A 12,999-nucleotide genomic window follows, 5' to 3' on the forward strand; every position below is an offset into this window, starting at 1 on the left:
CTCTCTCCTCTTACGGATGCAGCGTCGTGAACAGCTCTTTGCACGACGCGCTCAACTCACCGCGCATCACCATGCCCTTGGCTGCTTCGATATCCGGCGCGAAGAAGCGGTCCTGATCGAAGAACGGCACCTTCTGGCGCAGCTGCTCGTGCACATGCTCCAGATGCGGCGAGGTAGTCAGCGGACGATGGAAATCAATACCCTGCGCTGCAGCCAGCAACTCAATGCCGATGATGACAGCAGTGTTCTGCGCCATATCATCCAGACGGCGCGCAGCATAAGTCGCCATACTGACGTGGTCTTCCTGGTTAGCCGAAGTAGGAATCGTGTCAACGCTGCCCGGGTGCGCAATCGACTTATTCTCCGACGCCAGCGCCGCAGCGGTAACGTGCGCAATCATGAAGCCCGAGTTCACTCCCGGATCACGCACCAGGAACGGCGGCAGGCCAGACAAGGTCGCGTCGATCAGCAACGAGATGCGGCGCTCCGAAATCGAGCCGATTTCCGCAATAGCCAGCGCCAGCGTGTCGGCGGCAAATGCGACCGGCTCGGCGTGGAAGTTACCGCCCGAGACCACCACCGACAGCTCGCCATCCTTGAACAGCAGCGGATTGTCAGTCACCGCATTCGCTTCAATCAGCAGCGTGCGTGCGGCGTTGTTGATAATGTCCCAGCATGCGCCCATGACTTGCGGCTGGCAGCGCAGGCAGTAAGGATCTTGCACGCGCTCGTCGCCCACCAGATGCGATGCGCGGATCGCGCTGTTCGATACCAGCTGGCGATAAATCGCGGCAGCAGCGATCTGGCCCGGCTGGCCGCGCACTTCGTGCACGCGCGCGTCGAACGGCGAATCCGAACCCTTGGCCGCATCCAGCGACAGCGCACCGGACACCATGCCCGCTTCCAGCAGACGCTCGGCCATGAACAGGCCATGCAGCGCCAGCGCCGCCGACACCTGCGTGCCGTTAATCAGCGCCAGGCCTTCTTTCGCGGCCAGCACCACCGGTTCGATGCCTGCGGCCTTCAGCGCAGCGGTAGCTTCCATCAGCTCACCATTGACGCGCACCTGGCCAACGCCAAGAATCGCCAGCGTCATATGCGACAGCGGCGCCAGATCGCCCGACGCGCCGACCGAACCCTTGGCCGGAATGGCAGGCATGATGCCCGCGTTGTAAATCGCAATCAGCGTATCGATAATCAGCGGACGCACACCCGAGAAGCCGCGCGCCAAGCTGCCGATTTTCATCAGGATAATCAGGCGGCACACAGCATCCGACACCAGCTCGCCGGTACCCACCGAGTGCGACAAGATCAGGTTGCGCTGCAGCTGCTCCAGCTTTTCATCCGGGATGCGCGTCTTGGCCAGCAGGCCAAAGCCGGTGTTGATGCCGTAAGCCGCATCGCCCTTGGCGACAATCGCCTGCACAGCGGCAGCCGAAGCTTCGATCACAGGATAGGCATCTGGCGCCAGCGCCAGTGGGCCTGCTGCGTTCCACACGGAGCGCAGGTCGGAGAGCGTCATTGCGCCCGGTTTCAGGATAAAGGTCATATCGGTACTCATTACTTAATCATAGGGAGGTTCAGGCCATTGCGCTTGGCGCAGGCGACGGCGCTTTCATAGCCAGCATCGGCGTGACGCATCACACCCGAGCCGCTGTCGTTGACCAGCACGCGCGCGAGGCGCTTGGCGGCAGCGTCGGTGCCATCGGCCACGATCACCACGCCGGAATGCTGCGAGTATCCCATGCCCACGCCGCCGCCGTGGTGCAGCGACACCCAGGTTGCGCCGCCAGCAGTGTTCAACAGTGCGTTCAGCAGCGGCCAGTCGGAGACGGCATCGGTGCCATCCTTCATTGCCTCGGTTTCGCGGTTAGGGCTGGCCACCGAGCCGGTGTCCAGGTGGTCGCGGCCAATCACGATCGGCGCTTTCAGTTCACCGTTGCGCACCATCTCATTGAAGGCCAGACCAGCGATGTGACGTTCGCCCAGACCCAGCCAGCAGATGCGCGCCGGCAGGCCCTGGAAGGCGATACGCTCACGCGCCATGTCCAGCCAGCGGTGCACGTTCGCGTGATGCGGGAACAGCTCCTTGATCTTGGCGTCGGTCTTGTAGATATCTTCAGGATCGCCGGACAGCGCCACCCAGCGGAACGGGCCGCGGCCTTCGCAGAACTGCGGACGAATGTACGCCGGCACAAAGCCCGGGAAATCAAACGCATTCTTCACGCCGTGGTCAAACGCCACCTGGCGGATGTTGTTGCCATAGTCGACCACCTTGGCACCCAGCGCCTGGAAGTCCAGCATCGCTTGCACGTGCACTGCGCAGCCTTCGGTAGCAGCAGCTTTCAATTCTGGATGGCGCGACGCGTCCTGCTGCGCGGCCTTCCACTGCTCCACGGTCCAGCCTTGCGGCAGGTAGCCGTTAATCAGGTCATGCGCCGAGGTTTGGTCAGTCACCACGTCCGGCAGGATGCCGCCAGCCTTAGCGCGGCGCACCAGCTCTGGCAGTACGTCAGCTGCGTTACCCAGGAGACCAATCGAAATGGCGTCACCTGCGGCCTTGTGCAGCTTGATCATCTCCAGCGCCTCGTCGATTGACGCGGCTTGCTTGTCGAGGTAACGGGTACGCAGGCGGAAGTCGATGCTGCTCTGCTGGCACTCGATGGTCAGCGACACTGCGCCTGCCATGGTTGCGGCCAGCGGCTGCGCGCCGCCCATGCCGCCCAGACCTGCGGTTAGCACCCAGCGGCCTTTCAGGTCACCGCCAAAATGCTGGCGACCTGCTTCCGCGAAGGTCTCGAACGTGCCTTGGACAATGCCCTGCGTGCCGATGTAAATCCACGAACCAGCCGTCATTTGGCCGTACATGAACAGGCCTTTGCGATCCAGTTCATTGAAGTGTTCCCAGTTGCCCCACTTCGGCACCAGGTTCGAATTGGCGATCAGCACGCGCGGCGCATCTTCGTGGGTCTGGAACACGCCCACCGGTTTGCCCGACTGGATCAACAAGGTTTGATTGTCTTCCAGCTCGCGCAACGACGCCAGGATCTGGTCATAGCACTCCCAGTTACGGGCCGCGCGGCCGATGCCGCCGTAGACCACCAGGTGCTTAGGATTTTCCGCCACTTCCTTGTCCAGATTATTCTGGATCATGCGGTAAGCCGCCTCCGCGCCCCAGCTCTTGCAGGTGCGCTCTGGGCCGCGCGGCGCGCGAATCTCGCGGCTGGCGTCGTAACGTGGATCGCTGTCTAAATGCGTGGTCATAAGTGGCTCCTACGGCGAGTTTGAGTGAATATGCTCGCAGCATAAGTTGTATATACAACCAAGTCAACCGCTTTTTTCTATCGCGTGCGGATAAACCGGGACGGCACTTTTAGCGGCTTAATGGTAGTGACATGATATGCCTGCCCGCCGATAATCGAAGGATGAATACACCCGCCGACGCCGCAGAAAACCACAGTTTCGCCCTCAACGCCGTTCCCGAAGCGGAACGCAAAAGCTGGAAGGCCATCACGCTTATCATGATGGCAATGGGCATGGACCTATCAGGCCTGTTCCTCGGCATGGCGCTCGCCAACGGCATGACGCTTTACACTGCCATCGCCGCCGTGCTGGCCGGCTCGCTGCTACTGGGTGCATTGGGCATGGTGTGCGCGGTGGTGGGCGCGCGTAGCGGCTTCAGTTCTGCGATGGTGTCCAGTTTTACGTTCGGCGAACAAGGCTCGCGCCTCGTGGCGCTGATTATGGGATTGAGCATGCTGGGATGGTTCTCGGTGCAGGCGGGCTTCCTCGGCCAGAACTTGGCGGCAGCGTTTGCGCTGTTTGATTTGCACGTGCCAGCCACGCTGTTGTCAGGCATCGCTGGCGTGCTGCTGACGTGGACCGCGATGTATGGCTTCGGCGCGATCGAGCGCCTGTCGCGCTTTTCCGTCCCGCTGATGGTGATCCTGTTAAGCGGCGCGGTAGTGCTGCAGTTGATGAATCTCGGACCAGCAGTGGAGCGCCCTGCCACCACGCATATCAGTTTCGTCTCCGCGATCAGCTTTGTGATCGGCGCTTTTGTGGCGGGCATTTCCTCGTTCCCGGATTTGTCGCGCTACGCCCGCACTAGCAAGGACGCCATGCTCGGCGCCTTCCTCGGCCTCTTGATCGGGAATAGCCTGACGCTGGTGGTGGCCGTGTTCCTCGCAAAATACACCGGCGAGGCGGACCTGGTGCACCTGTTCGCGCGCTTGCACATGGGCGTATTCGCGGTACTGGTCATGGTGATGGTGCAGTGGACCACCAACACCGGCAACCTGTATTCATCCAGCCTGTCGTTTGCGGTGGTTCTGCACGGCGTGAAGATTCCGCACGCAGCATTCGTCATTGTGATCGGCGTGATCGGCACCGCGCTGGCAGTGGCAGGCATTGCTGATGCCTTCCTCGGCTTCCTGCTGGTGCTGTCGATTCCGATTGCGCCGATTGGCGGCGCTTACAGCGGCCGCTTCTTCGTGGTCCTGCGCAGCAAGCTGCCTGCTGCGCCGCCGGCGGTAGTGCCGACCACGATTCTGGCCTGGGCCAGCGGCACGCTGGTGTCGTTCATGACGACGCCGTACAACCCAGCAGAAAATATCTACGGTTTGAACTTGTTCTCGCTGACCACCGTGCCACCACTGGACGGCTTCCTTATCGCGTTCATCGTCGCCAGCCTGCCGGCGCTACGTGCGCTGCAAACGCGCCAGCTTGACGGCAAGGTGCATGGATAAGCGATGTTCGGATTTCAAAGGATCGATGCCGAGCAAGGTGGTGATGCGGTCAATGCGGTACTTCAGCGTCTTGGGATGAATGCCCAGCAGGCGCGCGGTCTGCTTCTGCGATTCGCCGCTGTCGAGGAACACATCCAGCGTGGTGACGAGATCCGCGCGCTGCGCCTCCGCCGTCATCAGCGCGCCGATGACTTTGCGCTGCCATGCCTGCACGTTGTCACTGGCGCCGAATTGCAGCAACAGCGCGGAGAGCGCCACGCGTTCGTATTCCACGATCACACCCAGTTCCGGCAGCGAAGCCGCCACCGCAATTGCGGCATCGGCTTGCGTCAGGCTGGTTTGCAAGCCATGCAGCGCTTCCGCCGCCGAGCCTATGCCCACGCGGCAATGCCAGCCGGTGTTATCCAGCGCGCGGTCGACGATTTCACCGAGGCGTTTTTTTAGTTTGGGCAGGTGCTTGTCAGTGCCATCGCTAGGCAGGTAAGTCAGGCCACCATTCAGCATGGCGGCCGCGCCGGCGCGGTCCCACTCCGACAGCATGCGGATGCAGGCGCGCAGGATGCTGTTGCGCTGCGTGTGCAGGTCTACATCACTGATCGCCGCGCCATTTGCGGGCGTGAGGCGGATGCGCACCGCAATGCGCGCGTGCTCGATGGACCAGCCCAAGGCTGCTGCACGCGGGATCAAGGCGCGGCTGGCTTCCGCATCGGTGCTGGCGACGATCACCTCCAGCAGCTCTTCCTTCATGCGCACGTCGGCCTGGCCGCGTGAGCGCTGCTGGAACACTTCCAGCGCAATCGCGCTGCGGGCTTCGTTGAAGGTGACTTCGTCCAGCGGCGACAGAGGCTCCTTGCCGATGGCAGCGATCAGCCATTCGGTGCCATGCAGCGGCACCATCCACCAGCCATCGTCGGCGCATGGCGCGGTGACGGCCAGCAGGCGTTCGTTGGGCGGCGGTGTGAGGCCGGTCCAGGCATGGCTCCAGCCCATCAGCCCATCCCAGCGGCCAACGACAGCGACAGCGCGCCCAGTCAGCGAGGAAACCGCATCCAGCACGCCATTCAGGCCACCGCCAGCGAGCGTGATTTCAGAAAGGCGGCGATGCACCGCCAGCGCGTGATGGAGTTTGAAAGATTCGTCTTGCAGTAAAGCGCCCGACAGCGGCGCGATGATCTGGTGGTAGAACAGGTTGCCCGGCACCTCGATAATGGGCAGGCCCACGCGCTCGGCGCAGGCCAGCAACGGAGCACTGAGCGGTACGATCACACCTTCCTGGAACAGCACCGCAGCGCAGCCGGCTTGCGCCAGCATTTCGATCAGGGCGATCTGGCGCTGCACGTCGTTGCCAACGAAGGCGAAGGTAGAGAGGAACAGGTGGTTGCGGACTTCGAACTCCTCGCCCTCCACCACCACTTCCAACACGTTGATATGCTCAACCGGGCGGTCCAGATGCTGGACCCCGGACAGTATCCGGCAGTGGCGCAGCACATCCATGCGGAGCACCTGCCTGACACTTAACGCCATTGCAACCTCCAATATAAGACTATGCTCCTATTGTAGCGTTTAGAAGCGAATCGTCGACTCAATACCGAAGGTACGCGGCGGCGCCAGCGAGCCGGTATCGATACCGGCCGGTGAACCAAAGTACTTGGCCGAACCATAATCCGAGTAGTAGCGTGCATTGGTCAGGTTACGGCCCGCGAACATCACCGACCACTTATCGTTCACATCGCGCAAGCCAAACCGCAGGCCCACCAAATTCTGCGACGGCGACTGCGCCACATTATCCGGATCCCAGTACTTCTTGCTGCGATGCTCATAGTCCGCACGCACAAAGCCGTTGATGCGGTCAAACGCAGGCCACTCGCGCTGCACGCCCAGCGTGAACTTCCACGGCGTGGCGTTTGGCGTGTAATTGCCCACCGCCGCCGGCTCCTTGCTGTCGGATTTGATTTTGCTCAGCGTGACACCAAGACCACCATCCACCGTCAGGCCCTTGATCACCAGCCAGTTGAAGTCCACATCCGCGCCATTCATGCGCACCTTCTCGATATTGCTGATAACCTGCGCCGCCGTGTTGGTCACGTAGAAGAACTGATAGTCCTTGGATTCCGACGTGAACAGCGCCACGTTGAAAAACAGGCGGCGGTTGAACAGCGTCGATTTCAAACCTGCTTCCAGGTTCTTCAAAGTCTCCGGACGGAAGCCGCTGTAGCCCGGCGCATTGAAACCGCCGGAACGGAAGCCGGTGCTGTAGGTCACGTAGCCCAATTCATCAGGCGTGAACTTCTGCGTTACCGTCACCTTCGGCTGCCAGTTGCTGAACGTGGCGGCACGCTGCGAACCGTCACTCAAGTCCGTCTGCTTGCGCTGGTCGCGGTCATAGCGCAGCGCGGCGGCGATGGTGGTTTGCGGCGTGATGTCGTAATCGATCTGGCCAAACACCGCGCTGGCCGCGTTGTCGTCCACACCGTCCTGCACGAACATGCTTAACGAAGGATCGTGGAACTGCGCTAGCGATCCGTTTAGATCGATAAAGCTGTTGCTGTACAGGTGACGATCCGTGTGCAGATAGTAGGCGCCGCCGATCCAGCGCAACGGCTGGTCGCCCGGCGAAGTAATGCGCAGTTCCTGGCTCTTCATGCGCACCGACAGGTCTTGCCCTTGCCCGAACTGTGTACGCGGTGGCAGGTCGAACCACGCCGGGTCGCCTAGCACACCCATTTCCGGATCGTTCGCATTGGTGAAATCGAGATCGCCGCGATAACGCTCGATCAGATTGGTGTATGACGAAATCGCCGTCACCGTGCCGATGGCGGTGTCCCAATCGAATTTCAGGCTGGCGTCCGAGGTGCGGCCCTTGGTGGAGCCAAGTAAATTGGAGGTCGGCGAAGTAATCGTCTGCGGGCCACTGTTGCGAATCACGCTATCCCATACCGCACCGGCCGAAATGTCAGTGTACGATGCGCGCAGGTCAATCTTCAGATCCGGCGAGGCGTTGTACAGCAGCTTGCCGCGCACCGAGTTATCGTGATCGACAAAGTCGGACTTGGTGTTGAGGTAAGTGTTGTTGATCAGGCCATCGGACTTCTTGCCTTGTGCGACAAGGCGGAACAGCAGCTTGTCCTCAACGATAGCACCGCTCACGCCCGCCGTGGCGCTGCGCGTATTGCCGTTGCCGATATCGAGACCGGCAAAGCCTTCGGTCTTATTGCCTGGATTTTTGGTGTCAATGACGATGGCGCCACCAATCGCGTTGCGACCATATAGCGCGCCCTGCGGACCTTTCAGCACTTCGATGCGCTGAATGTCGAACAGGTTCATTTTCAGCTGCTTCTGGTTACTCTGCGGGACGCCGTCCACCACCACCGCCACTGGCGAATCAGCATTGTTAATCTGGTTCACGCCGCGAATCGCGACGAAGGAGTTCCCGTAGGTATAGGAGTTCTCGAACGAGACGTTGGGCGTCATGTTGATGAAGTCCTGCGTGGTCTTGATGCCGGCGTCTTCCACCTGTTTCGAGGTGAAAGCCTTGACCGACACCGGCACTTCCTGCAAAGGCTCGGCGCGTTTTTGCGCGGTGACGATGACCTTCTCCAGCTGCACTTCTTCCTGCGCGATGGCAGCGCCGCTGACCAGCAAGGCAATCGCCAGCGGGACAGGCTTCAAACAATGATGCGAACAAGCTCCCATACAAAAACTCTCCCTCAGTCAGATTTGAAATTTTTTATGCAATGCTCAACAGACCAACGGTCCTGCTGCCTTCAGCCGCACGCGGCATGCGTTGCCCGGCAGGTAGGCCAGCGGTGTCACTTCTTCTGCGATGATGCGCACGGCGTTGGGTTGCGCGCCTGCTTCCACGGCTTGCGCCAGCACGCGCGAACGCAGCGCAGCCAGCGTGGTGTCACGTTCTCCTTGCGGCACCTGCACGATCTGGTCGATCTCGCCGCTGATTTCTGCAATGGCCACGCCGATGGCATTGGCCGCGCCAAAGTGCGGCGGACGAATCACCTCCGATGTGCCTTGCAGCGCATCCGGCAGCAACAGGCTGCCGCCGCCGACTAGCACCACCGGCACGCCGGCCGAACCAACCTTCATGCGGTCGATGCCCTCTTCAATGCGCTCCACCATCACGGCGTAGGCCTGCTGACAGAAGGCCAGTGGCGAGCGCACCGGATGCGGCGCCAGAGCCGGCATAGCTTCCACGGCGGTGGCGACGTCGGTCAGTGTCAACGTATCACCGCCAAAGATCTGCGCCATCTCATTCAGCTTGTAGCCAACGCTGTCCGGTCCCAGCGTGACGGCATCGCCCATCGCGCGCACGATAGTGCCGCCGCCGACGCCAATGGCGAGGATGTCCGGCATGCGCAAGTTCAGGCGCGCACCGCCGATTTCCACTGCCGATGCGGATTCTCGCGGGAAGCCGTCGATCAAGGCGCCGATATCCGACGTGGTACCGCCCACGTCCACCACCAGCGCGTCTTTGAGGCCGGAGAGGAAGGCTGCCCCGCGCAGCGAATTGGTCGGGCCGCAGCCCAGCGTCATGATCGGATAGGATTCCGCCAGTTCCAGCGACATCAAGGTGCCGTCGTTCTGGCCGAGGTAAGAACGTGCATGGCCAAGACCCGCCTGCGATAGTGCATCGCGGAAGCCGCCGATAGCGCGCCGCGCCACCACGCCCAATGCCGCGTTCAGGATCGCCGCGTTCTCGCGTTCCAGCAGGCCCACGCTACCGATTTCGGACGACAGCGTGACGGCAATACCGGAACCCAGTTCATCGCGCACCCACTGCGCCGCCTGCGCTTCCTGCTTGCCGCTGATCGGCGAGAACACGCCGCATACCGCCACTGCATCGATTTCACCACGCCACGAGCGCAGCGCGGCACGGATCTCCTGCTCGTCCAATTCGGCCAGCACGCGGCCATCGTACTCGTAACCGCCGCACACAATCGCATACTTCAGCGGCACTGCCGCTACCAAATCCTGCGGCCAGCCAGCTTGCGGTGGGATCGCCAGCGTGGCCGGTGCGGCCAAGCGCAGCAAGCCGACGCGCTGCAAATGCTGGCGCTCCACCAGCGCGTTGGTGCAGTGGGTAGTGCCCAGCATCGCAAGGCCGATCTGCTCACGCGGCACCGACAGCGGGCTATCCAGCACCGTGGCAATCGCTTGTTCAATCCCACGCATCACGTCGGGCGTGGTGCGCACCTTGGCCGTGGCCAGACAGTTCAGCTGCGGGTCCAGCAGCGCCGCGTCGGTATGCGTGCCGCCAACGTCTACGCCAATTCGATAGGTCATGCTTACCTCAACACTAAATTTTGACTAATTGTTCAATTGGGGTGTACGCAGTGGCGTAACCGAAGTAGCCGGGACCGGCGGTGGCGATGCCGGCCGGCGTGCGCCATTTCTCATGGCACGGCATGGCGACGACGTGCACGCGCATGCCGTAGCGCAGGCTTTCGGTAGTCCACGGCAGCGCCGAATCGCGATCCAGCAACGCGATCAAATCCGGCGTGATGGCGCGCGGCTGCCCGTTTTCCTCAGCCAGCAGGAATTCGTTCTGGAAGCGGATCACAATGCGGCGGCCCTTGTCGGCATCAATGCCGTCCAGCGTGACCGAGCCGCGCACAAAGCCGCCCGCAGTGGTGCGGTCCAGGTCCACGATCTTGCCGGTCAGGAGGCGATGGCCGCGCGTGCGCTCCAGCAGCGCGCCCAATGGATTACCCAGATGGATGACTGGATCGAGCAGCGCGTCGCCTATGCTCTGCGCCAGCGACACCGTACCGGCCAAGCCGCTGCGGCGCAGCTCCACGCCGGTGACAGGGAAATCGCACACCATCGCAGAAGCGCCCATGCGGTCCACCACGGGACGCGCCAGCACTTCCTGCCACACTGCGTCCACCGGACGCATGGTCATGCGATTGCCCTTCTCGTCAGCGATACAGACGAAGCGCGACGCCATGCCATCCAACGTAAAGCTGACCATCTGCGATTCAGGGAAAGCGCGGCCCATCGCGTCCACATCCACCATCGGGATGCCGCGTCGGGCGGCCAGCGCCAGCGGCATCAACGCGTTGGCGCCGCCGATTTCGATGGGCATGGTGGCAAATGGTTGCGCGCCAAGGGCGACTTGCGCGTCGTCGAAGCTGTTGTCGATCTCGCGCCAGGAAGGGAGTTTTTCAATCGAGACCGTGGGTGCGCCCATGCCGGAAGATGGTACGACCCAGGCATCGTCCGGCACCTCGTCGACGCCGATCAGCTGCACCGGCCCGTAGCGGTCGATCGCCGCTTCTGCCAGCAAGCGGCCGATGGCGGGGTCGCCGCCGCCGCCGGTTCCGAGTACGGCAGCGCCGACCGCGATGCGGGCGACATCCGCCTTGTCGATTAAACGCATACTTCATCCTTTGAGGGGTAATGTGAATCCAGTATGAACGCACGTCCATGCTGGTGTCATCGCCTCAAAGGACTGAAAAGCTGTGGCGGTTCTTATCCCGCCGGGATAATGCTTTATTTGCGGTTGTAGACGCGCCGCCCGCCCATCCAGGTTTGCAGCACGGTGGTTTTACCCAGCTGCTCTGGCGCGATCTTGAAGATGTCGCGGTCGACCACAATGAAGTCGGCCCACTTACCCGGCTCCAGCGAACCAATCACTTTTTCCTGATGCGCCGCGTAGGCCGCATCCAGCGTGAAGCAGCGGAAGGCTTCCAGCATGGTCATGGACTGGTTCTTGTACCAGCCGCCCAGCGGCACGCCGGCGTTGTTCTGGCGCGTGACTGCCGCATGCAGGCCTTCAAATGGATTCGGCGACTCGATCGGGAAATCGGAACCGCAAGCGATCTGCGAACCCTGGTCGAGGAAGCTGCGCCACGCGTACGCGCCCTTGATGCGCTCATGGCCGACGCGCTGCTCGGCCATGTTCTGGTCCGAGGTGGCGTGGGTCGGCTGCATCGACGGGATGATGCCGAGCTGCTTGAAGCGCGGGATATCGTCCAGCGTCACCACCTGCGCGTGCTCGATGCGGTGGCGCAGCGCGACGTTGTTATATTGCGGGATCAGCGCCGCGTAAGCGTCGAGGATCTGGTGGTTGCCCGCATCGCCGATGGCGTGGATGTTGACCTGATAGCCGGCCTTCATCGCCTTGTTCATCTTGGCGCGCATCTCAGCGTCCGGATAGAACAGCAGGCCTTTGGTGGACGGCATGTCCGAGTAAGGTGCCAGCAAAGCGGCGCCACGACTGCCCAGCGCACCGTCCGAATACAGCTTGACCGCCGCCAGCGCGTAGACGTCGTTGGCGTAGGACGGCAGCGGGCCGTCCTTGGACAGCTCATCGAAATCGCCAGCGGTGTCGCCGATCATGGCGTAGACGCGGGTGGTCAGTTTGCCGTGATCCGCGTAGTCGCGATAGATGTCGTCCTGCGCCACTTTGATGCCGGCATCGTGCACACTGGTCAGGCCCACTTTCGACAGCGTGGTCAAGGCCACGTCCAGCGTGGCGCGCGCTTCAACTGGCGTCGGCAGCGGCACCACGCGGTTGACCAGCTCCATCGCCGCGTCCACCAGCACGCCGGTTGGCTTGCCGCTGGCGTCGCGCTCGATCTTGCCGCCCGACGGATCGGCCGTGCTCTTGTCGATACCGGCCATTTCCAGCGCCTTGGTGTTGACCCAAATCGCGTGGCCATCCACGCGATGCAGCAGCACCGGGCGGTCGCTCACCACTGCATCCAGCTCGGCGGCGGTCGGGAAGCGGCCCAGCTTCCAGATTTCCTGATTCCAGCCGAAGCCGATGATCCACGCTTTTTTCGGATGCGAGCGGGCGAAGTCCGCCACCGCTTTCACTGCCGCGTTGAGCGAGGCAGGGCTGTACAGCTCCACGCCTGATGCGATTTCGCCCAGTTCGAACACGTGGCCGTGGGCGTCGATCAGGCCTGGCAACAGGGTCTTGCCCTGCGCGTCGATGTGCTCCGCCTTCGGCAACGCGGCCGCCGTTTGCGCCTCGCTGCCCACCGCCACGATCCGTCCCAGGTCATCAAACGCCAGCGAGGTAAAGCGCTGTAGCTGGCCGGCCGCGTTCAGCGTGTAGCCATTGGCGCGGTCGATGATGGTATTGGCTTGCGCAGGCAAGGCCAGGGCGGCGGCGATTAAAAGAGGGATGCGCATCGATATCTCCATTCAGCAGCAAGATCCAGAGTGTAGCAGGCAAACCGCGGGTTTCGGTGTCCGGACGGGTACAATGCACGCTTCCGTGTATCCCCAA

General features: G+C 62.1%; 8 protein-coding genes. 1 reads left to right on the forward strand and 7 read right to left on the reverse strand.

Annotated elements, in window-relative coordinates; all coding sequences use genetic code 11:
• Nucleotides 1-10 precede the first annotated feature (10 nt).
• A complete protein-coding gene (gene hutH / locus GTP46_RS23405; protein ID WP_161009043.1) occupies nucleotides 11-1,561 on the reverse strand; it encodes a histidine ammonia-lyase in 1,551 nt (516 codons plus the stop codon).
• A complete protein-coding gene (gene hutU / locus GTP46_RS23410) occupies nucleotides 1,561-3,264 on the reverse strand; it encodes a urocanate hydratase (RefSeq protein WP_161009044.1) in 1,704 nt (567 codons plus the stop codon). Before hutU ends, hutH begins: the two co-directional genes overlap by 1 nt.
• A gap of 161 nt (nucleotides 3,265-3,425) precedes the next feature.
• Between hutU and GTP46_RS23415 the strand changes: the two genes are divergently transcribed.
• Nucleotides 3,426-4,748 carry a cytosine permease gene (locus GTP46_RS23415; RefSeq protein ID WP_161009045.1) on the forward strand — a complete coding sequence of 441 codons (1,323 nt, stop codon included), beginning with the start codon at nucleotides 3,426-3,428 and terminating at the stop codon, nucleotides 4,746-4,748.
• On the opposite strand, the gene GTP46_RS23420 is transcribed toward GTP46_RS23415, so the two are convergent.
• From GTP46_RS23420 to GTP46_RS23440, 5 genes are all read right to left on the reverse strand, one after another.
• Entirely contained in the window at nucleotides 4,701-6,272 is a 1,572-nt protein-coding gene (locus tag GTP46_RS23420) for a PucR family transcriptional regulator (RefSeq protein ID WP_161009046.1), read from the reverse strand. The genes GTP46_RS23415 and GTP46_RS23420 overlap by 48 nt on opposite strands.
• A gap of 39 nt (nucleotides 6,273-6,311) precedes the next feature.
• Nucleotides 6,312-8,417, reverse strand: a complete 2,106-nt coding sequence (locus GTP46_RS23425; protein WP_161009047.1) for a TonB-dependent receptor — start codon at nucleotides 8,415-8,417, stop codon at nucleotides 6,312-6,314.
• Nucleotides 8,418-8,486: 69 nt separating this feature from the next.
• On the reverse strand, nucleotides 8,487-10,043 hold the full coding sequence (locus GTP46_RS23430) for an ROK family protein (protein ID WP_161009048.1): 1,557 nt from the start codon (nucleotides 10,041-10,043) through the stop codon (nucleotides 8,487-8,489).
• Nucleotides 10,044-10,056: 13 nt separating this feature from the next.
• The gene (locus tag GTP46_RS23435) at nucleotides 10,057-11,139 is read right to left on the reverse strand and encodes an S-methyl thiohydantoin desulfurase family protein (protein WP_161009049.1); all 1,083 of its coding nucleotides are present in this window, start codon (nucleotides 11,137-11,139) and stop codon (nucleotides 10,057-10,059) included.
• 113 nt (nucleotides 11,140-11,252) lie between these two features.
• Entirely contained in the window at nucleotides 11,253-12,902 is a 1,650-nt protein-coding gene (locus GTP46_RS23440; protein WP_371869733.1) for an amidohydrolase, read from the reverse strand.
• Nucleotides 12,903-12,999: the final 97 nt, after the last annotated feature.

The sequence above is a fragment of the Duganella flavida genome, from assembly GCF_009857445.1.
Classification (GTDB): Bacteria; Pseudomonadota; Gammaproteobacteria; order Burkholderiales; family Burkholderiaceae_D; genus Rugamonas; species Rugamonas flavida.

Coding starts and splice junctions, on each gene's coding strand:
- hutH (WP_161009043.1), bottom strand. CDS start 1,561: ATGAGTACCGATATGACCTTTATCCTGAAACCGGGCGCAATGACGCTC.
- hutU (WP_161009044.1), bottom strand. CDS start 3,264: ATGACCACGCATTTAGACAGCGATCCACGTTACGACGCCAGCCGCGAG.
- GTP46_RS23415 (WP_161009045.1), top strand. CDS start 3,426: ATGAATACACCCGCCGACGCCGCAGAAAACCACAGTTTCGCCCTCAAC.
- GTP46_RS23420 (WP_161009046.1), bottom strand. CDS start 6,272: ATGGCGTTAAGTGTCAGGCAGGTGCTCCGCATGGATGTGCTGCGCCAC.
- GTP46_RS23430 (WP_161009048.1), bottom strand. CDS start 10,043: ATGACCTATCGAATTGGCGTAGACGTTGGCGGCACGCATACCGACGCG.
- GTP46_RS23435 (WP_161009049.1), bottom strand. CDS start 11,139: ATGCGTTTAATCGACAAGGCGGATGTCGCCCGCATCGCGGTCGGCGCT.
- GTP46_RS23440 (WP_371869733.1), bottom strand. CDS start 12,902: ATGCGCATCCCTCTTTTAATCGCCGCCGCCCTGGCCTTGCCTGCGCAA.